Raw genomic sequence first — 20,800 nt, 5'->3', positions numbered from 1 at the left:
GGGGTGGGCGAGACGAAGACCCTGCTGCGGATCGGCGCGCTGGCGCTCATGTGGGGATCGAGCTTCTTCTGGATCAAACTGGGGCTCGGCGCGTTCTCGCCGGTGCAACTGGTGCTGGCGCGGGTGGCGCTCGGCGCGGCGGTGCTGATCGGGCTCTGCTACCTCGGCCGGGGCCGGCTGCCGTCGGGGCGGCGGATCTGGGGACATCTGGCCGTCGCGGCGTTCTTCCACAACGCGCTGCCGTTCCTGCTGTTCGCGTGGGGTGAGCTGACCGTCGATTCCGGGATCACCGGGGTGCTGAACTCGACGACACCGCTGTGGGTGCTGCTGGCCGCTCCGATGATGGGCGCGCGGACGAAGATGACCGCGGTGCGGGTCACCGGGCTCGTCGTCGGTCTCGCCGGGATCCTGCTGATCTTCGCGCCGTGGGAGGCTTCCGGCCTGCTCAGCTGGGGCGCGCTGGCGTGCCTCGCGGCGGCGGCGAGCTACGGGTTCGCGTTCGTCTACGAGGGCAAATACCTCACCGGCACCGGCGATTCGCCGCTGTCGCTGGCCGGCGGGCAGATGCTGCTGGCGACCGGGTTCCTGCTGCTCGCGATGCCGATGGGCGGTTTCGAGCAGGTGCACCTGAGCACCGGCGCGGTCGTCGCGGTGGTGATCCTGGGGATCGGGTCGACCGGGATCGCGTTCGCGCTGAACTACCAGCTCCTCGCGAGCGAGGGCGCCGTCGCGGCGTCGATCGTCGGCTACCTGCTTCCGGTGGTTTCGGTGCTGCTGGGCGCGGTGTTCCTGGCCGAGCCGCTGAACCTGCGGGTGATCGCGGGGATGGTCGTCGTGCTGGGCGGGGTCGCGCTGACCCGGCTCCGCCCGAGGGAGCAAGGGACCTTTGCTACCACTCCGCAGGTCGAGCGCCCCTTGGCCGCCGCCGGGGAGGCCGCGCCGTGACCGCGACGACCTGCGTTTAGCGGGCTAATCGCGATGCGGTGGGGCCTGGGGGCTCGCCGGATCGCGTTTAGCCCGCTAAACGCAGGTCAGAGGGTCGCGACGATGAGCAGAGCGGCGAGGACGATCTCGACCCAGAAGTAGAGCCAGCTCGGATAGAACCGCTCGGGCCGCTCCGCGAACCGGGCGACCAGCCGCCCGAAGGCCATCCCGCCGAGCGCGACGGCCACCGCGATCGCGGCGCCCCGCTGGATCCCGCCGACGTCGAAAGCCGCGAACCCGAGCAGCACCGCGACAGCCACACCGAATCCGCCGTACACGGCGCGCACCTCGGTTCGCGCCGTCGCCGACTCCAGCGAAATGCCGAACGGCCGGATCAGCCGCTTCGGCGCGACGAGCCCGAGCAGCCCCATGCCCAGGAAGAACACGGCCACCAGGCCGATGAGAACAGGCGCCACCTAGACGAGACGCCGGTCGGAAGCCCAGCGCGAAAGCTCGTACCGGTTCGAAAGCTGCGTCTTCCGCAGCACGCTCGACACGTGGGTCTCGACGGTCTTCACCGAGATGAACAGCTCCGACGCGATCTCCTTGTACGCGTACCCGCGCGCGAGCAGCCGCAGCACGTCACGCTCACGCGGGGTCAGCAGGTCGAGATCCGGGTCGCTGATCGGCGCGGAACCCGGCCGGTCGGCGAACGCGTCGAGCACGAACCCGGCCAGCCGCGGCGAGAACACCGCGTCCCCGTCCGAGACCCGTACGACGGCGCGCACGAGTTCCTTCGACGAGATCGTCTTCGTGACGTACCCCCGCGCCCCCGCGCGGATCACGGCGATCACGTCCTCCGCGGCGTCGGAAACCGACAGCGCGAGGAACACGACGTCCGGCAGTTCCGGCCGGACCCGGCGCAGCACCTCGGCGCCGCCGCCGTCCGGCATGTGCACGTCGAGCAACACGACCTGCGGTTTGGTCCGGGCGATACCCGCGACCGCTTCGGCCACCGAGCCCGCCTCACCGACCACGCGGACGTCGTCGGTGATCGAGTCCAGTTCGGTGCGCACACCCGCCCGGAAGAGCGCGTGGTCGTCGACGAGGAAGACCTTGACCGGCTCCCGCGTCTGCTGGTTCTCCGTCACGATGCTCCCTCACTCGCCCTGTCCCGTGAGCATAGCGACCTCACGCCGCGCCCTTCCCCACCTTGACCGGCATCTCCAACTGGACCTCGGTTCCTTCACCCGGTGCGGTACGCAGTTTGAGCTTCCCGCCGTGCCGTTCCATCCGGCCCCGGATGGAATCGGCGAGCCCGTGCCGATCGCTCGGCACGACGTCGGGGTCGAACCCCTTGCCCCGGTCGCGCACGAAGACCGTCACCGCCGTCGGCTCGACCTCGGCGTACACACTGACCTCGTCGACACCCGCGTGCTTGGCGGCGTTGACGATCGCTTCGCGCGCCGCCTGGACCAGCGCGGTCAGCGGCTCGTTCAGCGTCGCCTCCCCCACGACGACCTGCTGCACCGAGATCGCGAACGCGTCCTCGACCTCGCCGCACGCGGCAGCGAGCACTTCGGACAGCTGACCGCTGACGGCCTCGTCCTCGGTCTTCTTGTTCTTGCCGTACCCCGACGGCCCGTACAGCCAGCCGCGCAGCTCCCGTTCCTGACCACGCGCGAGCCTCGCGACTTCACGCGGCGATTCCGCCTGCTTCTGGATCAGCGCGAGCGTCTGGAGGACCGAGTCGTGCAGATGCGCGGCGATCTCGGCGCGTTCGTCGGTGCGGATGCGGGCCATCCGCTCGTCGGACAGGTCGCGGACCAGGCGCAGCCAGAACGGGACGGTCAGCACGGCCACCCCGAACAGCGTCGCGATCACGGCGACCAGCGCGAACTTGACCTGGTCGATGCTGCCGCTCTCCAGCACGACGACACCGATACCGGTCATCACCAGTGCGACACCGGCGACCACGCGGATCGCGGCCGACCAGCCACCGCCGCCGAGGAACGCCGTGGCGACACCGCCCTTGGCACCGAGGCGCCAGCGGCGGCGTTGCGACTCGTCCGCCTCACGCCAGACGACCGCCGCGCCGATCATGGCCAGCGCCAGCGGAATGGCGACCCAGCCACTGATGAAGCCGGTCAGCGTGCCACTGGCGACGGCGAGGCCGACACCCAGCGCCATCAGGCCGAAAGCCTGCTGCTTCTCCTTCGGCGCGGGCTTCTCCGGTTCGACCTCACCGGATTGCTGCTGCACGAAAACCCAAAGCAGGCCGTACGCGAGCAGACCGACGCCGTTCAGCGCGGCCAGCAACGCGAACGCGGTCCGGACCCAGAGCACCCTGACGCCGAGGTGGTCGGCGAGACCGCCGGCGACACCCGCGATGGCGCGGCCGGAGCGGCGGCGGTACATCTTGGGCGGCTCGAACGGTGCCGGGGACAGGCTGCCGGCGACGGGCACCGGCGGGCGCTCGATGATCGTCGGCTTCACCGGTCCGGCGAGGTCGTTGGGGGCGGATTCCTGCACGTTCTCCATGGTCACACGGAGTGGGGTACTGATCCATCGGGGAAACCCCTGACTCTTCCCGCTGGGGGAAACCTCAGGGACGTTCCCGGATGTGGCGGGGGCCCGGCGGGGCGCATTCTTTGTGGCATGAGTGGGAGTGAGACACAGGTTCCGAAGCGCGGCCCCGCGGCCGGCTTCGAAGAGACCGTCAAAGATTTCTGGCGGAGCAGGCCGGTCCGCCCGGTGGCGGGCCGGAAGTTCGCCGGTGTGGCCGCCGGCATCGGCTACCGGTACGGCATCGACCCGACCGTGGTCCGGGTCGCGCTGGTCGCCGCGACCGTGTTCGGCGGTTTCGGCGTCTTCGTCTATCTGCTGGGCTGGCTGTTCCTGCCGCAGGAGGGCGACCCCGTTTCCGCGTTCGAGAGCCTGATCGGCCGGGGGCGCGCGTCGAGCTCGCCGGCTTTCGCGGTGATGCTGCTGCTCCTGCTGTTCCCAGGTCTCACCTGGACCTTGAGCGGCGGCTGGATGACCGACGGCACCGGGCTGATCGGGTTCGCGCTGATGGCCGTCGCGCTGTACCTGCTGCACCGCAACCGCGGGCAGTTCAACCGGCCGTCGATTCCCACCCCGGCTCAGCCCGCCGCCGCGTTCTCCATGGCTTCGGCCTCGGCGGCTTCCACCGCGCAGGCGACGGAGGGCGGCTGGGACCCGCTCGCTGCCGACCCGTCGGCCTGGGACCTGCCGAATGCTTCGCCGTCCGGCGGTCTGCCGCCGCAGACGCCTCCGCCGCCTCCCGCGCCGCCGGCGCCTCGCGGCCGGAAGTCGAAGATCGGCGCCGCGACCTTCGGGATCGCCGTACTGGTCGCCGGGGTCGGTACCGTCCTCGGCCTGGACGGCGAGGCGTGGTTCACCCCGCAGCACGTCGTCGGGCTCACCCTGGGTGTGGTCGGCATCGGGCTGGTGGCCGGCTCGTTCGTCCGGGGCGGCCGCGGGCTGATCGGGCTGGCTGTGCCGCTGGCGATCGTCGGGATGGCGCTGACCACGGTCCCGTTCGAGAACTTCTCCGTGAAGGGCGGTGTCGGCGACCTGACGGCGACGCCTAGCCAGGTGTCCGACGTGCTCCCGGAGTACCACCGCTCTGCGGGGAACATCGACATCGACCTGACCAAGTTGCCTCCTGGTGCGTCGGTGAGCACGAAGGTCTCCAACGGAGCGGGCAACTCGACGGTGCTCGTACCGGCAGGTGCCGAAGTGAAGGTTTCCTGCGAGACGGGCGCGGGTGAGGTCGACTGCCTCGGCCACTCCCGCTCGGGGGTCGGTGAGGACGCCGTCGACTTCACCGCGCCGGGCGACAACGGGCAGAAGATCACTCTGAAGGTCAAGAACGGTGTCGGGAACGTGGAGGTGCGCCGTGGCTGAGTACGACTACGACAGCACGCAGACCCAGTCGTCGCCGCCCGCTAAGCGCGGGGTGGACGTCTTCACGCTGATCATCGGAATCGCGACGCTGCTGGTGTCGGGTTACGTCCTCTCGGACGGCTCCACGTGGCTCCCGCAGTTCGACTTCCGGTGGGTCATGGCGGGCGGGGCGATCTTCGTCGGCGTCCTGCTGCTCGCCGCTTCGCTGCGCAAGAGCCGCCGCTAGCGGCGCCGCTGACGCTCCACCCCACTCCGAAGGCCCCGGCCCCTCGCCGGGGCCTTCGCCTTGCTGTACCCCTGCGCCCGGACCTGCGTTTCGCGGGCTAAACGCGATCGGGGCACGGCAGGTGCCCACGGCCGCCGACCTGCGTTTCGCGGGCTAAACGCGATCCGGGTCGCCCGGGTGCCCAGGGACGACAGATCGCGATTAGGGGGCTAAACGCAGGTCCGGGCCGGGGCCGGTCACTCCCACTCGATGGTGCCCGGCGGCTTGGACGTGACGTCCAGGACCACTCGGTTCACCTCGGCGACTTCGTTCGTGATGCGGGTCGAGATCCGCTCCAGCACCTCGTAGGGCAGCCGCGTCCAGTCCGCGGTCATCGCGTCCTCGGACGACACCGGCCGCAGCACGATCGGGTGCCCGTACGTCCGCCCGTCACCCTGGACACCGACGCTGCGGACGTCGGCCAGCAGCACCACCGGGCACTGCCAGATCTCGCCGTCCAGACCGGCCGCCGTGAGTTCCTCACGCGCGATGGCGTCCGCCGCACGCAGCGTCTCGAGCCGCTCGGCATCGACGGCGCCGATGATCCGGATGCCGAGCCCCGGGCCGGGGAACGGCTGCCGCTGCACGATCGTCTCCGGCAGCCCGAGCTCCAGCCCGACGCGCCGCACCTCGTCCTTGAACAGCAGGCGCAGCGGCTCGACGAGCTCGAACTGCAGGTCGTCGGGCAGCCCGCCGACGTTGTGGTGGCTCTTGATGTTCGCCGCGCCCTCGCCGCCGCCGGATTCGACGACGTCCGGGTAGAGCGTGCCCTGGACCAGGAACTTGTAGTCGCCCTCGGCCTTGAGATCGCGCTCGGCCTGCTCGAACACACGGATGAACTCGCGGCCGATGATCTTCCGCTTCTCCTCGGGGTCGGTGACCCCGGCCAGCGCGTCGAGGAACCGGTCCCGCGCGTCGACGGTCACCAGGTTCACCCCGGTCGCGGCGACGAAATCGCGCTCGACCTGGGTGCGCTCGCCGGAGCGGAGCAGGCCGTGGTCGACGAACACGCAGGTCAGCCGGTCACCGATGGCCCGCTGGACCAGCGCGGCGGCCACGGCGGAGTCGACGCCGCCGGAGAGCCCGCAGATCGCCCGGCCGTCACCGACCTGCTCGACGATGCGCTTGACCTGGTCGTCGACGATGGACGACGTCGTCCACTGCGGCTTGATGCCCGCGATGTCGTGCAGGAAGCGGCGGAGCACCTCCTGGCCGTGCGGCGAGTGGTGCACCTCCGGGTGGTACTGGACGCCGGCGAAGCGGCGCTCGACGTCTTCGAACCCGGCGACGGCGGCGCCGTCACTCGAAGCGGTCACGACGGCGCCCTCGGGAGCCTTGGTGACGCTGTCGTTGTGGCTCATCCAGGCCGGCTGGTTGCCCGGGAGACCGGCGTGCAGGACACCGCCCTCACCGGCGACGCGAACCTCGGTGCGGCCGAACTCGCGGATCCCGGTCGGCTCGACCGTCCCGCCGAGGGCCTGCGCGAGCACCTGGTGGCCGTAGCAGATGCCGAGGATCGGCACGCCCGCGTCGACCAGCCCGGGAGCAAGGGCGGGGGCGTTCTCCGCGTACACGCTGGAAGGGCCACCCGAAAGAATGATCGCGGCGGGGTCCTTGGCGAGGATGTCCTCGGCGGTGGCGGTGTGCGGGACGACCTCGGAGTAGACCTGCGCCTCACGCACGCGCCGCGCGATCAGTTGCGCGTACTGCGCCCCGAAGTCCACGACGAGTACCGGACCGGTGGGACTGGGCACCTGAAACCTCCAGATCAGAGCAGCACGCTTCCCCACCATCGTCCCAGGTGGGCCGGGTCACCTCGCCGCCAACCCCCTCACGATTCAGGACAGCGGATGACCGCGAGGCGTCCTACCGTCCGGACATGGGCATCGACTGGAGCAAGGAACTCTCCGAACAGCTCGACTGGCATTGGCAGAACCATCTGCGGCCCCGGCTGGACACCCTCACCGACGACGAATACCTCTGGGAACCCGTTGAGGACTGCTGGACGATCCGGCCAGGCGAGGACGGCGAGCCAGTGATCGACTGGGCGTACCCGGAGCCGTCACCGCCGCCGGTGACGACGATCGCCTGGCGCCTCGCGCACGTCATCGTCGGCGTCTTCGCGATGCGGACCGCGTCGCATTTCGGTGGCCCGCCCGCCGACTATCAGACCTTCCCCTACGCGGGCTCCGCCGAAGAAGCTCTGAAGCAGCTCGACGACGCCTACGCGCGCTGGCGTGACGGCGTCCGCGGTCTCACCGCCGCCGACCTCGAGCGCCCCTGCGGCGAGGCCGAGGGCCCCTATGCCGAGTACCCCTTCGCAGCCCTCGTCCTCCACATCAACCGCGAGGTCCTCCACCACGGCGCCGAAGTACTCCTGCTGCGTGACCTTTACACGCGTCGCGTTTAGCCCGCTAAACGCGAGTGCCGCAGGAAAGGGAGCGGGTCTTGCGCTAAACGGATGAAGCTCGATGGAGGGCACCCGCGATACGCCTGGAATCGCTAGCCTGGCTGTTCCAGGGGGTTTTCACGCGGCATTTCACTGGGGTGAGCCGCGTCCCCTTTCATATTTCTCGAAAAGGGGGCAGGGAAATCATGAGAAACCGTGCACGTTTCTTGGCGGGCGCCGCGGCCGCGCTCTTGCTGACCGCGATTCCGGTGTCCGAGGCGGCGGCCGTCTCCTACGCGGAGGCCGTTCCAGGCCTCGCGCCACCCGGGCTGACCAGCGGTACCTATACGGACGAGAACGGCGCCGCGCTCGCCGGATGCACGCCCGACACGGGAGTCGACAACCCGCACCGATCCGGCACCGGCTTCGCGGTATCGGGCCATGGCTGGTGGAACAAAGGGAATTGCACCGGAGACACCGCGACGGTCAAGACGTGTCTGTACGAGTACTACACGGACAACACCTGGCGCCGAAAAGCATGCGGCGAGAACGGCAATCTCAAACCGGGCGGCGGCAGCGCCCGGCGAGTGCCCGCGCGACGTGACTGCGACACCGCCGATATGACGTCCTGGCGCAATCACGTGGATGTCGACGTAAACTGGGAAGTCGACAGCGGAGAAGTGCGCAATCGCCAAGCGGACGTGGCGTGCCGGGTCACCGGGCCCGATCAGTGAGCTGACGCGATCGCGATCAGGCAGGGGTGAAGTGACGAACAACGGCGACGAAGTCCTCCCTGGCCTGACGCCGGGTGCCCGCGGGTTCGCGGGCACCCTGTTCGCGGCCCTCTATGGCGAGTTCACGCCACACCCGTGGCGCGCCCCGGACACGGATCGCGACGCGTACCTGGTGTTCTACGAATGTTCGGTCGCGATGGGCTGGCTGCGCGAAGACGGCCCGGCGGGTTCGTGGGCCATGAACGACGCGGGCCTGGAACACCCGCTCGCCGACAAACAGCTCGCCGCATGGTTCCAGGTGGAGGCCGAATCGGTACCGGGCGATCGGCCGCTGCCGGTGCAGCCGTTCCTGAGCTGCGCCGCCGACGCGGTAGCGCGCATCGGAAGCCTGACGTGGGACGCGGTGCAGGTACTGCTGCCGGTCCAGTGCCTCGACACGACATCACGCCCGGAGATCGCCCGCTCGCCCTCGTTGCTCACCACGGCGTGGTTCGAGGACAGCGATCCGGCGTCGAGGACGGCCGTCCGCGTGACGCTGGACGGCGGGAAGTCCCCGGCGGTCCTGTCGATCGCGGACCGGCTGGCCGAGGTCGATCAGGGCGTGTTCGTGTGCGAGTCGTACGCGGACGGCCAGGCCGATCTCAGGCCCCCGTTCGACGATGACTTCTGGAACGGCCCGCCCCGGCACGCGATCACCTTCCACGGAACGCTCGCCGAGTGGTCACCGGAGGCGGTCGGCTGGCTCGCCGGCCTCCTCGCCGACCTGAGCGCCCGGCACGGCGTCGCCACCCCGCTGCTGTTCACCGCGAGCCGGGCGTAGCGCTCGAGGTGCTCGTCGAACCCTGACTGGAATACCTTGTCCCCATGGACATGATCACCCCGGAGCCGCGCCCCGCCTGGATCGCCGGACGCCCCGAGCAGGGCGCTTCGACGATCACCGTGCACCACCCCTACGACGGCAGTGAAGTCGCCACCGTCGCGGTGCCCGGACCGGAGCAGGTCGAACGAGCGGTGAGCGCGGCGGCGAGCGTCGCGAAGGAGTTCCGGCGTTCCTCGGCGCACAGCCGCGCCGCGGCGCTCGACCACGTTTCGCGGGTCATCGCCGGCCGGGCCGAGGAGATCGCCGAGGTCGTCACCGCCGAGAACGGCAAACCGCTCAAGTGGGCCGAAGCAGAGGTCCGGCGGGCGGTTTCGGTGTTCCGGATCGCGGCCGAAGAGGCCCGCCGGTTCAGTGGCGACCTGCAGCGCCTGGACACCGACCCGGCGGGCGAAGGCAGGCTGGCGCTCACCCGCCGGATCCCCCGCGGCCCGGTGCTGGGCATCGCGCCGTTCAACTTCCCGCTGAACCTGGTGGCGCACAAGGTCGCGCCGTCGCTCGCGGTCGGCGCTCCGATCATCGTCAAACCCGCTCCGCGCACGCCGTTGTCCGCGCTGATCCTCGGCGAGATCCTGGCCGAGACGGACCTGCCGGAGGGCGCGTTTTCGGTGCTGCCGCTCGGCAACGAGGAAACGTCGGCACTGGTCGCCGATCCCCGGCTGCCGGTCGTGTCGTTCACCGGTTCGGGTCCGGTCGGCTGGTCGATCGCGGATGCCGCGCCGCGCAAGCACGTCGTGCTCGAACTCGGCGGCAACGCGGCCGCCGTCGTGCTCCGCGACTGGCCGGATCCCGAAGGTGCCGCGGAGCGCATCGCGACCTTCGGCAACTACCAGGCCGGGCAGTCCTGTATCGCCGTGCAGCGGGTCATCGTCGAACGCGAAGTCGCCGAGGAATTCGTGCCCGCCCTGGTGGAAGCCGTGCGGGCACAGCGAACCGGCGACCCGTACGACAAGAACACCGACGTGGGACCGGTGGTCGACGAGGCCGCCGCCGAACGGATCGTCGCCTGGATCGACGAGGCCGTCGCCGCGGGCGCGAAGATCCTCACCGGTGGCAAGCGGGACGGCGCGACGGTGGAGCCGACCGTGCTCACCGATGTTCCACCGTCCACAAAGGCCTGGGCGGAGGAGATCTTCGGCCCGGTACTAGCAGTGTCTCTTGTGGACGGTGTCGACGAGGCTTTCGCGTCGGTCAACGAGTCCGCCTACGGCTTGCAGGCCGGAGTGTTCACCCGCGACGTGCATCTCGCCTTCTACGCGTCGACGGAGCTGGAAGTCGGCGGCGTGATCATCGGCGACGTTCCGAGCTACCGCGCGGACCAGATGCCGTACGGCGGCGTCAAGGGATCAGGCGTCGGCAGGGAGGGCGTTCTCGCCGCGATGCACGACCTCACCGAGGAACGGGTCACCGTCTTCACCGGTATCGACCTCTAGTCCGGGGTGACGGCCTGCGCGAACCCGAACACCTTGTCCGGGTCGTAGGTCTTCGCCATCTGCTTGAGGCGGGTGGCGTTGCCGCCGTAGTAGGCCGTCATCCAGTCGGGCAGGGCGGGGTCGATGTAGTTGACGTAACCCCCGCCCAGTCCGAGCCCCGCCACCACCTCCGCGACGGAATCCGTTGCCACGGAACGGTTGTTCACGTCCGCCTGACCGTAGATCTGCACACTCCCGATCGCCTTCCGGTGCCAGAACGCGGTGGCATCCGGGGCGACGTCGGCGACGGCGCCGCCGAGACCGTCGATCAGCAGGTCCATTCCTTGCCTGCCGTTGAGGACGGACGTCAGCTTCGCGGGCTCCACCGGTACTTCGAGTATCCGCGATGAGGCCACGAAGGACTGACGATTCTCGCTGCCGGAGAAGTACTTCATGGCACCGAGATAGTCGAGCTGCTTCACCGTCCGTGTCCCGCCGATCTTGTCGAGCAGCTTGGCCAGCGAAGCGGAATCGCCGACGTAGCAACCGGAAATCCGCGCACCGACCGTCGATCCGCCGGACAGCACCACGTTCGCCCACAGCTCGGGCGGCGCTTCGGGAAGCCAACGTTGCCAGTCGGCGACGACGTCGTTCGCACTGCCCGCCGGGAAACGCAGGGAGAACACCGAAACCGCCGACGGCGCCGGATCGGTGCGGAAGGTGAACGAGGTGACGACACCGAAGTTACCTCCTCCCCCGCCGCGCAACGCCCAGAAGAGCTCCGGCTCGGAATCCGCCGACACGGTCCGGATCTCCCCGTCCGCCGTGACCACTCGCGCGGACACCAGATGGTCACAGGTGAGACCGTATTTCCGGGCGAGCACACCGATTCCGCCGCCGAGCGTCAGCCCGGCGATACCGACGCTGGGGCAGGAACCCGCGGGCAGGCATCGGCCCGCACGGCCGAGCGTCGCGTAGACGTCCTTCAGCTTCGCGCCCGCGCCGATCACGACCTGTTCACCTTGGACGTCCACTGAGGACATTCCGCCCAGGTCGATCATCAGGCCGCCGTCGGGAACCGAGTAGCCGGCGTAACTGTGCCCACCACTACGCGCCGCGATGGGAACCCGTCTCGCGGCCGCGGAAACAGCCGCCTGCACCTCTTCGGGTTTGGCGCAGTTCGCGATCGCGGCGGGCTTGAGCCCGTCGAAGGCCGGGTTGAACACGCGTTTTGCGCTGTCGTAACCGGAATCGCCCGGCAAGAGCAGGGAAACCTTGTTCCGCAATGCCGCCCAGTCCGGCGGACCGGGCGGCGTCGTGACGCCCGTGCTCGGCGGCAATGACGTTCCCGGCGCGGAGCTGGGCGCCTGGGCCGGAGGCGCGGCGGAACACGCCGTCGCGGCCACCCCGGCCGCCGTCGCACCGGCGAGTTTGAGGAAGTTCCTGCGCCCCAGCTTCATGTCCGTTAGACGCCCAGGGGGCGGGCAGGTTGCGGCCTTACCCCCGAAGGTGTGCGCTCACCGGCACGACCAAGGGCGTACCGGACACCGGATCCGACATGACCTTCGCGGTCAGGCCGAAGATCTCCTCGAGGAGCGGCTCGGTGAGCACCTCGGCGGGCGAGCCCTGCGCGACGATCCGGCCGCCGCGCATCGCGACCAGCTTGTCGGCGTACCTGGCGGCGAGATTCAGATCGTGCAGCACCATCACCACGGTGGTGCCGCGTTCGTCGTGCAGCCGGTACACCAGGTCCAGCACGTCGATCTGGTGCGCCAGGTCGAGATACGTGATCGGCTCGTCGAGCAGGAGCAGGCCGGTCTCCTGCGCCAGCGTCATCGAGATCCACGCCCGCTGCCGCTGCCCGCCAGAGAGCTGGTCGACGACCCGGCCGGCGTGTTCCTCCATCCCGGTCAGCCGCAGCGCCCGTTCGATCGCCTCGTCGTCGGAGGAGGACCACTGCCGGTACCAGCTCTGATGCGGATGCCGGCCCCGCCGCACCAGATCGGAGACGGTCAGCCCCTCGTGCGCGGACGGGGTCTGCGGCAGCAGGCCGATGATCTTGGCGACCTCACGGGTCGGCAGTTTGTCGATGCGCTCACCGTCGAGCAGCACCGCGCCCTGGCGCGGTTTGAGCAACCTGGCCAGCGCGCGCAGCAGCGTCGACTTACCGCAGCCGTTGGGGCCGATGATCGCGGTGACGGTCCCGTCGAGGACGTCGAGGTCCAGCCCGGTCACGACGGGCGTCTCGCCGTAGCCGAGTTCCAATTCCCGGGCACGCAGTCTGGCGTTCACGCGCGCTCCTCCTTACGGCTGCGGATGAACAGGAAGATCAGGTAGGGCGCACCGAGGATCGCCGTCAGCACGCCGACCGGGAGCCCGGACAGGCCCGGCGTCACCCGGACCACGAAATCCGCGCCGACGGTCAGCAGCGCGCCGAGGACCATCGAGCCGAACAGCGGCGGCTGTGCGGAGCGGACCAGCCTCAAGGCGATCTGCGGGGTGGCCAGCGCGACGAAGGTGATCGGGCCGGCGGCCGCGGTGGCGACGGCGGCCAAGGCCGCGCCGAGCAGCAGCAGGGTGCCGCGGGCGGCGTCGACCCGGATACCGAGGCCGCGCGCGGTGTCGTCGCCGAACTGCAACCCGCCGATCGTGTGCCCGGCGACCAGCGTGATCGGCGCGAGGACGGCCAGCGCCAGCAGGACCGGGGCGACCGATTCCCAGCCGACGTCGGCGAGGCTGCCCACGATCCACGTCGTCGCCCGCGCGGCGTTGTCGACGTCCCCGATGGTCAGCATCCAGTACACGAGGTTGTAGCCGACGGCCGAAAGCGCGATGCCGATCAGCACGAGCCGGTAGCCGTCGATCCCGCGCCGCCACGAAAGCGCGTACAGCAGGACACCAGCGATCACGCCGCCCGCCAGCCCGGCGAGCGGGACACCCAGCGTGCTCGCCAGGCCGCTGACCTGGCCGCCGGTGCCGCCCGCGACGATCACGCCGACCGCGCCGACGCCCGCGCCCCAGGTGATGCCGAGGATGTCCGGGCTGGCCAGCGGATTCCTGGCGATGGTCTGGAACAGCGCGCCGGACAGCCCGAGGGCCGCGCCGACACCGATCGCGGTCAACGTGCGTGGCATCCGCAGGTCGAAGATGATCCCGCGTTCCCGCGCGGTGCCGCCGCCGAACAGCGTCTTCAGGACGTCGCCGAGGCCGATGTGGGAGGTGCCGATACCGATGTTCAGCGCCGCGACCAGCACCAGCGCGGCCGCGGCGAAGACCACGACGGCGAGCGTCCTCGGCCGGACCGTCCAGGCCGCCGGGCCGAGCGAGATCACCTTGGGAGCCGTCATATCCGTGCCAGGCCCTTCTTGCGGACGAGGTGGACGAACACCGGCACGCCGAGCACCGCCAGCATGATGCCGACCTCCAGGTTGTCCGAGGCGACGACGCGGCCGAGCAGGTCCGCGGCCAGCAACAGGATCGCGCCGAGCACGGCGGAGAACGGCACCAGCCACCGGTAGTCGGGTCCGCTGATCGCCCGCGCGAAATGCGGGACCAGCAGGCCGAGGAAGGCGATCGGGCCGCAGGCGGCGACGGCCGCGCCGGTCAGCAGCGTGATCGCGACGACCCCGAGCAGCCGGGTCCGGCCGACCCGGCGTCCGAGTGCGACGGCGACGTCGTCACCGAGCGCGAGCGTGTTCATTCCCGGGGTGTTGATCACCGCGAGCAGCAGCCCCGCGGCCACGAACGGGGCGATCTGGCCGACCATCGCGGGATCCCGGCCCGCGATCGAACCGACGTGCCAGAACCGGTAGGTCTCCATCCCGCGGTCGTCGCCGAGCACGATCGCGGAGATGACGCCGTTGAGCAGGGCGCTCACCGCCGCTCCGGCCAGCGCGAGCGTCACCGGCGTGGCGCCGCGGCCGCCGACCGCGCCGAGCAGGAACACCACGGTACTCGCGACGAGGGCACCGGCGAAGCCGAACCAGATGAACGCGTACAGGTCGTCGATGCCGAGCACGACGACGGCGAGCACCACCGCGAACGCCGCGCCCTGGGTGACGCCGAGCAAACCGGGGTCCGCGAGCGGGTTGCGGGTGTGGCCCTGCATGAGCGCCCCGGCGGCGCCGAGCGCGAGCCCCGCGATGACACCGAGCAACGTGCGCGGCACCCGCAACGAACGGACGATCAGGTGATCCGGCACACCCGTGGGATGGAAGATCGCGTCCCAGACGACGCCCAAAGGAATCGAGCGCGCACCGAGGGCGATGCTCGCGACGCAGATCACAGCCAGAAGGGTGACGAGCAGGGCGCCCGCTGTCGCCTTTCCAACACGAACTTCCACTGTGGACATCCGCCATCCTATGCTCCGGTTAGGAAAGCCTAACCGCACAGAAAGAGTGACCCATGACCCCACCCCGGCGCGCAGTCCTCACCCTCGCCGTGACCGCCTGCCTGGCACTCTCCGCATGCGGTGGCGGAGAACAGGAATCCGCCTCCACGGGCACCGGCCAAAGTGGATTCCCGCGCACCGTCGAACACGTGATGGGGTCGACCACGATCGACAAGCAGCCCACCACCGTCGCGGCCCTCGATTCCAGCTACGTCGACGCGGCGCTGGCGCTCGAAACGAAGGTCGTGGCGTACACGAAGTACCGCAACTACGACAAACTGCCGGACTATCTCGGCGACGACCGCAGGTTCGCCGAGGGCGCCAAGGAGATCGGCGCGCTCGAAAGCCCGGACATCGAGAAGCTCTACGACATCAAGCCGGAGCTGATCGTGTCCGCGAAGGTGCGCCACGAGAAGTTCTACGCGGAGTTCAGCAAGGTCGCACCCACGGTGTTCAGCCAGACCACCGGGGCCACCTGGAAGGACAACGTCCGGATGCTCGGCAAGGCGCTGGGCAAGGAAGCCTTGGCGGAGCAGAAGATCAAGTCCTACGAGGAGCGGGCCCGCAAGGTCGGTGACGCGGTCAAGGCGAAGCTCGGCAAGCCGGTGACCGCCTCCGTGGTCCGTTTCATCGAGGGGGAGCCGACGGTGCGGCTCTACAGCACGGCGTCGTTCCCCGGGAGCGTGATGGCCGACGCCGGGATCCTGCGTCCCGCGGATCAGCCGGACAACAAGGCGAAGATCTCCAACGACCTGAGCCAGGAGGAGATCGGGAAGCTCGACGCCGAGGCGATCTTCATCGCCAGCTACACCGACGAGACCAAACAGGCCGAAAACCCCATGACGAAGTTCCAGTCGAACCCGCTTTGGGGAACCCTCAAGGGAAAAAAGATCGACGTCAACGACACCACCTGGTTCACCTCGGTGAGCCTGCAGGGCGCGCACGCCATGCTCGACGACATCGCCAAGCAGTTCGGCGTGGACTCGTTCCGCTCCTGATCCTTTGTGGACGGTTCCGTCACAGCCAGTGTGGCAGCGGCGGCGCGGTACCGTCCAAAGTGGATCCATCGCTGCGGCCGGTGATCCACGCCAGGACGTCACCCGGGGAGCCGGTCAGCGTGACCGGCTCTCCGGTGCCCATCCGCCATTCGTGACGGGTCCCGTCGGCGCCGACGGCGATCAGCAGGACGGAGGGCAGCTCGCCGCCGTACATGCCGATGGCGTTGCCGACGACGATCTCGAAGTCGTCACCGAGCAGTTCGGCGACGCGGGCGAAGTCGTAGCCGAGATCGAGGTCGGCCAGATGGATCGCGGTCTCCGAGAGCCGGAGCCAGAGCACGAACTCGGCCGGGATCTCGCGCCCCCGCCGGGCGCGCACACGCACCTGCCACGCGTCGTCCGGCATAGTCGAGGCGACCTCGACGAACCGTGCCGCGGACGCGACGACGTCTTCGGCGATCTCCCCGGACGACCGGTACGCACCCTTCTCGATGTCGTCGTCCCTGGCCGCCTCACCGGCGTACATCGGCGTCTCGACTCCTGACTTCGCCCAGGTGAGGAGGTTGACCAGGCCGTCGGCGTTGCGCGCGAGGTGGGACAGCAGATGCGCCCGCGTCCAGCCGGGCAACCCGCTGGGGGCGTGCACGACCTCCTCGTCGAGCCCGCGCACGACGCGCTCCCATTCGTCGTGCAGGGCGCGGACGCGGTTCAGCAGGACGTGTGCGCGTTCGGAGGCTGTCACATCCCCCAAGTTACCGCCGAAGCGCCGCCGGCGCGTCCGCCGGAACCGCGGGGTTCTTCGGCGCGATCGGTTCGAGGCGGGTGTACGGCGAGTCCTGCGCCGGCCTGCTGTCCTGTTCGCCCTTGTTGGGCCAGAACGAGAAGGCCCGCTCGGCCTGCGCGGTGATGGTCAGCGAGGGGTTCACGCCGAGGTTCGCCGTGATCGCCGATCCATCCACAATGGACAGACCGGGGTAGTTGAAGACGCGGTGGTACGGGTCGATCACGCCGTTGTCGGGCGCCGTGCCGATCGGGGCGCCGCCGATGAAATGCGCCGTCAGCGGGATGTCGAAGATCTCGCCCCAGGTGCCGCCCGCCATGCCACCGATACGCTCGGCGGTGCGCAGGTTGGCCTCGTGCCCGGCGGGGATGAAGCTCGGGTTCGGCTCGCCGTGGCCCTGCTTGGACGTGTACTTGCGGCGGCCGAAGAGTCCGCGTTTGGTGTACGTGGTGATGGAGTTGTCGAGGCTCTGCATCACCAGCAGGATCACCGTGCGCTCGCTCCAGCGGTAGCCGTTGAGCAGCTTCACGGTCTGGACGGGGTGCTTGAGCATGAAGTTCACGGCCTGGCGCCAGCGCGGGACCGCCGAATCGCCTTCGGTGGCGATGGTCTGGAGCAGGCTCATCGCGTTGCTGCCCTTTCCGTAGCGGACGGGCTCGATATGCGTGTTCTCGTCGGGGTGGATCGACGACGTGATCGCGACGCCGCGGCTGAAGTTGCGCTCCTCGTCGACCGAGGTCCGGGCGGCGCCGATGATGGCCTCGGAGTTCGTTCGGGTCAGTTCGCCGAGACGCGGTGAGAGCTTCGGCAGCTTGGCGGTGTCGCGCATGCCGTGGAGGAGGTTCTGCGTGCCCCACGTGCCGGCGGCGAGCACCACCTGCGCGGCGGTGAGCTTGTGCCGGAACCTGCGCGATGTGGTCCCGGTCTTCTTGATGCTCACCTCGTACCCACCTGCGTTTAGCGGGCTAATCGCGCTCACGGTGGTGAGGGGGATGACCTTCGCGCCGTCCTTCTCCGCGAGGTACAGATAGTTCTTGACCAGCGTGTTCTTGGCGCCGACACGGCAGCCGGTCATGCAGGCGCCGCATTCGGTACAGCCGGTGCGCGCCGGGCCCGCGCCGCCGAAGTACGGATCCTCGGCACGCTCCCCCGGCTTGCCGAAGTACACGCCGACGGGCGTCGGGTGGTACGAGTCCGGCACGCCCATGTCCTCGGCGACGCCCTTCATGACGACGTCCGACGGCGTGACGCTGGGATTGGTGACGACGCCCAGCATGCGGCTGGCCTGGTCGTAGTGCGGGCCGAGCTCGGACTCCCAGTCGGTGATGTGAGACCACTGCGGGTCGACGTAGAACGGCTTCAACGGGCGGTACAGCGTGTTCGCGTAGACCAGCGAGCCGCCGCCGACGCCCGCGCCGGCGAGCACCATGACGTCCTTGAGCATGTGGATGCGCTGGATGCCGAAGCAACCGACCTGCGGCGCCCAGACGTAGCGGCGAAGGTCCCAGGACGTCTTCGCGAACTCGTCGTCGGCGAAGCGGCGGCCCGCCTCGATGACGGCGACGCGGTAGCCCTTCTCGGTCAGGCGGAGGGCGGCGACACTGCCGCCGAACCCGGAGCCGACGACGATCACGTCGTAGTCGAAGTCGTCTTCAGTGGTGGTGTTACTCGCAGTCACACCCTCGACTGTAACCCCGGCCACCCCTTCTGACCAGAGGTAAGTTACTCGCCGGTTACCTTCCAGCCGGATGTACGAACGCGACTGGGGCATCATCGACCGGTGGATGCTGATGCCCGGTGGCGATCGACCTGACGCGTGACGAGCGCACGGTACTGCGCTGTGGCCTGGCGGAATGGGGTGGGCCGGCCGCCTGCACCGACGACCTTGCCGTCGCGATGGGCTTCAAGGACGTGCCCGACCTCTTCGAACAAGCACGAAGGTTGCGCGCGGCGCTGGCCGACGAAGAACCGCTACCCGCCTCGGGCTGGCGGAGGACCCTCGTGGCCACCGAGATCGTGTTCGCCAGCGACGTCTTCGGCTCCGGGATGGACTGGTCGATCAGCACAGGTTTCGCGGACGACGAAACCCTCCCGATCCTGCGAGACCTACAGCGGAAGATCGCCCAGGCCCTCGGCTCGGCCCACTACCGCCCCCGGCCACCGGAGCGCCTTTAGCGGGCTAAACGTGACGCAGGAGGGACACCTGGGACTGCTGGGGCTCCTGAGACGCCAACGGCCCGGATCGCATTTAGCGGGCTAAACGCGATCCGGGCCGGGAAGCGAGTGTCAGCGGCGGACGGTCAGGCCCACCCGCTGGAACTCCTTCAGGTCCGAGTAGCCCGTCTTCGCCATCGCGCGGCGAAGCGCTCCGAAGAGGTTCACGACGCCCTCAGCGTCCGAGGACGGCCCGAAGAGCAGGGTCTTCAAGTCGACGGCGTAGTCCGGCCCCAGCGCCACGCGCGAACGCGGCAGCGACGGGTGCGCGGCCGCCGACGTCCAGTAGAGCCCCTGCCCCGGCGCCTCGGAGGACGCGGCCAGCGGCGCGCCCAGCATGACCGCGTCGGCACCGCAGGCGATGGCCTTGGCGATGTCACCGGACGTGCTCATCCCGCCGTCGGCGAGCACGTGGACGTACCGGCCGCCGGTCTCGTCGAGGTAGTCACGCCGCGCGGCCGCGGCGTCGACGATCGCGGTCGCCATCGGCGTCCCGATCCCCAGCACGCTGTCGGTGCTCGTCACCCCGCGGCTGGCCCCGTGCCCGACGATGACGCCGGCCGCACCGGTGCGCATCAGGTGCATCGCGGTGCGGTAGTCGCTGACGCCGCCCGCGATCACCGGGACGTCGAGCCGTCCGATGAAGTCCTTCAGGTCCAGCGGCTCGGCGTCACGCTGGACGTGTTCGGCGGAGATGATCGTGCCCTGCACGACGAGGATCTCGACGCCGGCCGCGAGCAGGTCCGGCGTCAGCTCCGCGGCGTGCTGCGGGCTGACCCGAGCGGCCACGGTGACCCCGGACTCGCGGACGGTCTTGATCGCCTCGGTCAGCAGGTCCAGCCGGATCGGGGCGGAGTGCAGTTCCTGCAGCTCACGCACGATCGCGGTCGGGTCCTCGGTGTCCTCGGCCGCCCGGACGAGGCGGAAGATCGCGTCCTCGACGTTCGGGTGCCGCGCCCACAGCCCTTCGGCGTTGAGGACGCCCAGCCCGCCGAGCTCACCGACGGCCACCGCGGTCCCCGGCGACACGATCGCGTCGGTGGGGTGCGTGACCAGCGGCAGCTCGAACCGGTACGCGTCGATCTGCCAGGCGGTGGACACGACCGAAGACGACCGGGTGCGCCGCGACGGCACGATCTCCACGTCATCGAGGTCATACGCCCGCCGCGCGGTGCGGCCCATGCCGATCTCGACCAGATCCCGCACGTCAAGTCCCTTCTCACCGACGACCGTTACACCCCATTGTCGCTAGGCCGCGTGGGTGACCTGCGCACGGGGCACCCGAACCGGGCCGGAAGTCACACCAGCCCCGTTCGCCCCACCCGTTTCACGTTTAGCCCGCTAAAGGCGCTCGGGTCAGAAGGAGACCTTCTCCACCGAGTCGGTCCGGAGGACGGATTCCTGCGCGAAGGCCTTCTTGTAGTCGGTCCGGATCTCTTCGATCTCGCGGTTCGCGTCGCGGTCGCTGAACGGGTACACGACGACGATCACCTTCGACTTCTCTCGCGAGATCACGCCGTCCGAACCGCGCCACTGGCCACGTCCGGTCAGCTCGGTGAACCCGTCCGGGAACCTCGGTGTGACGGACTTGTCGGTGAACGCGGCGAACTCGGCGTCGGTCAGCTCCCCGCCGCCCGGCTTCGTCGTCCCGAAGTACAGCTCGGTGCGCTTCCACAGCTCACCCGGCGAGGCCTGAAGAGCCGCGGCCTCAGGTGCGGAAGGCGCGGCGGAAGCGGTGGGGACGGCGGAAGCCGCCACTCCGCCGCCGAGCCCGAGGGCGGCGGCGGCGAAGACGGCGAGCGCGGTTCGGCGCGAGGTGAAAGACATCGGGTTCCTCCCAGGAGACTTGATCGGCGGGCCAAGTCTCCTGGGAACGGAACCGGATG

21 protein-coding genes are annotated in these 20,800 nt (G+C 69.6%); 9 read left to right on the top strand and 12 right to left on the bottom strand.

Annotated elements, in window-relative coordinates:
- Positions 1-3 precede the first annotated feature (3 nt).
- Positions 4-945 carry a DMT family transporter gene (locus tag ACZ3HL_RS20860; protein WP_465532907.1) on the top strand — a complete coding sequence of 314 codons (942 nt, stop codon included), beginning with the start codon at positions 4-6 and terminating at the stop codon, positions 943-945.
- Between the two features lie 86 nt (positions 946-1,031).
- On the opposite strand, the gene ACZ3HL_RS20855 is transcribed toward ACZ3HL_RS20860, so the two are convergent.
- From ACZ3HL_RS20855 to ACZ3HL_RS20845, 3 genes are read right to left on the bottom strand one after another with little or no spacing between them, the layout of a single operon-like run.
- Positions 1,032-1,400 (bottom strand): DUF4345 domain-containing protein, encoded by a 369-nt coding sequence (locus tag ACZ3HL_RS20855; RefSeq protein WP_465532905.1) that lies wholly within the window; start codon positions 1,398-1,400, stop codon positions 1,032-1,034.
- Positions 1,401-2,075: a response regulator gene (locus ACZ3HL_RS20850; protein WP_005165099.1), complete on the bottom strand. Its 675-nt coding sequence runs from the start codon at positions 2,073-2,075 to the stop codon at positions 1,401-1,403.
- A gap of 40 nt (positions 2,076-2,115) precedes the next feature.
- Positions 2,116-3,465 (bottom strand): PspC domain-containing protein, encoded by a 1,350-nt coding sequence (locus ACZ3HL_RS20845; RefSeq protein WP_465532903.1) that lies wholly within the window; start codon positions 3,463-3,465, stop codon positions 2,116-2,118.
- A gap of 117 nt (positions 3,466-3,582) precedes the next feature.
- On the opposite strand from ACZ3HL_RS20845, the gene ACZ3HL_RS20840 reads away from it, so the two are divergent.
- On the top strand, positions 3,583-4,854 hold the full coding sequence (locus ACZ3HL_RS20840) for a PspC domain-containing protein (RefSeq protein ID WP_465532901.1): 1,272 nt from the start codon (positions 3,583-3,585) through the stop codon (positions 4,852-4,854).
- On the top strand, positions 4,847-5,080 hold the full coding sequence (locus ACZ3HL_RS20835) for a hypothetical protein (RefSeq protein ID WP_465532899.1): 234 nt from the start codon (positions 4,847-4,849) through the stop codon (positions 5,078-5,080). Before ACZ3HL_RS20840 ends, ACZ3HL_RS20835 begins: the two co-directional genes overlap by 8 nt.
- Before the next feature lie 236 nt (positions 5,081-5,316).
- Here the strand turns inward: ACZ3HL_RS20835 and guaA are convergent, their stop codons facing one another.
- On the bottom strand, positions 5,317-6,873 hold the full coding sequence (guaA, locus tag ACZ3HL_RS20830) for a glutamine-hydrolyzing GMP synthase (protein WP_465532897.1): 1,557 nt from the start codon (positions 6,871-6,873) through the stop codon (positions 5,317-5,319).
- Positions 6,874-6,998: 125 nt separating this feature from the next.
- On the opposite strand from guaA, the gene ACZ3HL_RS20825 reads away from it, so the two are divergent.
- The 4 genes from ACZ3HL_RS20825 to ACZ3HL_RS20810 all read left to right on the top strand — a co-directional run bounded on the left by ACZ3HL_RS20825 (position 6,999) and on the right by ACZ3HL_RS20810 (position 10,552).
- Entirely contained in the window at positions 6,999-7,529 is a 531-nt protein-coding gene (locus ACZ3HL_RS20825) for a DinB family protein (protein WP_465532895.1), read from the top strand.
- A gap of 206 nt (positions 7,530-7,735) precedes the next feature.
- Positions 7,736-8,242 carry a hypothetical protein gene (locus tag ACZ3HL_RS20820; RefSeq protein WP_465532893.1) on the top strand — a complete coding sequence of 169 codons (507 nt, stop codon included), beginning with the start codon at positions 7,736-7,738 and terminating at the stop codon, positions 8,240-8,242.
- Positions 8,243-8,273: 31 nt separating this feature from the next.
- The gene (locus ACZ3HL_RS20815) at positions 8,274-9,062 is read left to right on the top strand and encodes a hypothetical protein (RefSeq protein ID WP_465532891.1); all 789 of its coding nucleotides are present in this window, start codon (positions 8,274-8,276) and stop codon (positions 9,060-9,062) included.
- 44 nt (positions 9,063-9,106) lie between these two features.
- Positions 9,107-10,552, top strand: a complete 1,446-nt coding sequence (locus ACZ3HL_RS20810; RefSeq protein WP_465532889.1) for an aldehyde dehydrogenase family protein — start codon at positions 9,107-9,109, stop codon at positions 10,550-10,552.
- Here the strand turns inward: ACZ3HL_RS20810 and ACZ3HL_RS20805 are convergent.
- From ACZ3HL_RS20805 to ACZ3HL_RS20790, 4 genes are read right to left on the bottom strand one after another with little or no spacing between them, the layout of a single operon-like run.
- Positions 10,549-11,991 (bottom strand): FAD-binding oxidoreductase, encoded by a 1,443-nt coding sequence (locus ACZ3HL_RS20805; RefSeq protein ID WP_465532887.1) that lies wholly within the window; start codon positions 11,989-11,991, stop codon positions 10,549-10,551. The genes ACZ3HL_RS20810 and ACZ3HL_RS20805 overlap by 4 nt on opposite strands.
- A 37-nt stretch (positions 11,992-12,028) precedes the next feature.
- Positions 12,029-12,823, bottom strand: coding sequence for an ABC transporter ATP-binding protein (locus ACZ3HL_RS20800; RefSeq protein ID WP_465532885.1), 795 nt, complete (start codon positions 12,821-12,823; stop codon positions 12,029-12,031).
- Positions 12,820-13,878 carry a FecCD family ABC transporter permease gene (locus ACZ3HL_RS20795; RefSeq protein WP_465415233.1) on the bottom strand — a complete coding sequence of 353 codons (1,059 nt, stop codon included), beginning with the start codon at positions 13,876-13,878 and terminating at the stop codon, positions 12,820-12,822. Before ACZ3HL_RS20795 ends, ACZ3HL_RS20800 begins: the two co-directional genes overlap by 4 nt.
- Positions 13,875-14,882, bottom strand: coding sequence for a FecCD family ABC transporter permease (locus ACZ3HL_RS20790; protein ID WP_465532883.1), 1,008 nt, complete (start codon positions 14,880-14,882; stop codon positions 13,875-13,877). Before ACZ3HL_RS20790 ends, ACZ3HL_RS20795 begins: the two co-directional genes overlap by 4 nt.
- Before the next feature lie 53 nt (positions 14,883-14,935).
- Here ACZ3HL_RS20790 and ACZ3HL_RS20785 point away from each other — a divergent pair, with 53 nt between their 5' ends.
- The gene (locus ACZ3HL_RS20785) at positions 14,936-15,919 is read left to right on the top strand and encodes an ABC transporter substrate-binding protein (protein WP_465532881.1); all 984 of its coding nucleotides are present in this window, start codon (positions 14,936-14,938) and stop codon (positions 15,917-15,919) included.
- Between the two features lie 19 nt (positions 15,920-15,938).
- Here ACZ3HL_RS20785 and ACZ3HL_RS20780 read toward each other — a convergent pair whose 3' ends face one another.
- Positions 15,939-16,661 (bottom strand): maleylpyruvate isomerase N-terminal domain-containing protein, encoded by a 723-nt coding sequence (locus ACZ3HL_RS20780; RefSeq protein ID WP_465532879.1) that lies wholly within the window; start codon positions 16,659-16,661, stop codon positions 15,939-15,941.
- A 10-nt stretch (positions 16,662-16,671) separates the two neighbouring features.
- The gene (locus tag ACZ3HL_RS20775) at positions 16,672-18,378 is read right to left on the bottom strand and encodes a GMC oxidoreductase (RefSeq protein ID WP_465532877.1); all 1,707 of its coding nucleotides are present in this window, start codon (positions 18,376-18,378) and stop codon (positions 16,672-16,674) included.
- 119 nt (positions 18,379-18,497) lie between these two features.
- On the opposite strand from ACZ3HL_RS20775, the gene ACZ3HL_RS20770 reads away from it, so the two are divergent.
- Positions 18,498-18,875 (top strand): hypothetical protein, encoded by a 378-nt coding sequence (locus tag ACZ3HL_RS20770; protein ID WP_465532875.1) that lies wholly within the window; start codon positions 18,498-18,500, stop codon positions 18,873-18,875.
- 111 nt (positions 18,876-18,986) lie between these two features.
- On the opposite strand, the gene ACZ3HL_RS20765 is transcribed toward ACZ3HL_RS20770, so the two are convergent.
- Positions 18,987-20,120 (bottom strand): GuaB3 family IMP dehydrogenase-related protein, encoded by a 1,134-nt coding sequence (locus ACZ3HL_RS20765; protein WP_126736622.1) that lies wholly within the window; start codon positions 20,118-20,120, stop codon positions 18,987-18,989.
- 150 nt (positions 20,121-20,270) lie between these two features.
- Positions 20,271-20,741, bottom strand: coding sequence for a DUF3574 domain-containing protein (locus ACZ3HL_RS20760; RefSeq protein ID WP_465415243.1), 471 nt, complete (start codon positions 20,739-20,741; stop codon positions 20,271-20,273).
- Between the last annotated feature and the right edge of the window lie 59 nt (positions 20,742-20,800).

The organism is Amycolatopsis sp. NPDC000009, assembly GCF_055563465.1.
This window is presented reverse-complemented; position numbering and strand designations above follow the sequence as displayed.

Bases quoted from the DNA above. Each gene is read 5' to 3' on its own strand.
- ACZ3HL_RS20845 (WP_465532903.1), bottom strand. From the start codon at position 3,465: ATGGAGAACGTGCAGGAATCCGCCCCCAACGACCTCGCCGGACCGGTG.
- ACZ3HL_RS20810 (WP_465532889.1), top strand. From the start codon at position 9,107: ATGGACATGATCACCCCGGAGCCGCGCCCCGCCTGGATCGCCGGACGC.
- ACZ3HL_RS20760 (WP_465415243.1), bottom strand. From the start codon at position 20,741: ATGTCTTTCACCTCGCGCCGAACCGCGCTCGCCGTCTTCGCCGCCGCC.
- ACZ3HL_RS20785 (WP_465532881.1), top strand. From the start codon at position 14,936: ATGACCCCACCCCGGCGCGCAGTCCTCACCCTCGCCGTGACCGCCTGC.
- ACZ3HL_RS20825 (WP_465532895.1), top strand. From the start codon at position 6,999: ATGGGCATCGACTGGAGCAAGGAACTCTCCGAACAGCTCGACTGGCAT.
- ACZ3HL_RS20790 (WP_465532883.1), bottom strand. From the start codon at position 14,882: ATGTCCACAGTGGAAGTTCGTGTTGGAAAGGCGACAGCGGGCGCCCTG.
- ACZ3HL_RS20795 (WP_465415233.1), bottom strand. From the start codon at position 13,878: ATGACGGCTCCCAAGGTGATCTCGCTCGGCCCGGCGGCCTGGACGGTC.
- ACZ3HL_RS20805 (WP_465532887.1), bottom strand. From the start codon at position 11,991: ATGAAGCTGGGGCGCAGGAACTTCCTCAAACTCGCCGGTGCGACGGCG.
- ACZ3HL_RS20840 (WP_465532901.1), top strand. From the start codon at position 3,583: ATGAGTGGGAGTGAGACACAGGTTCCGAAGCGCGGCCCCGCGGCCGGC.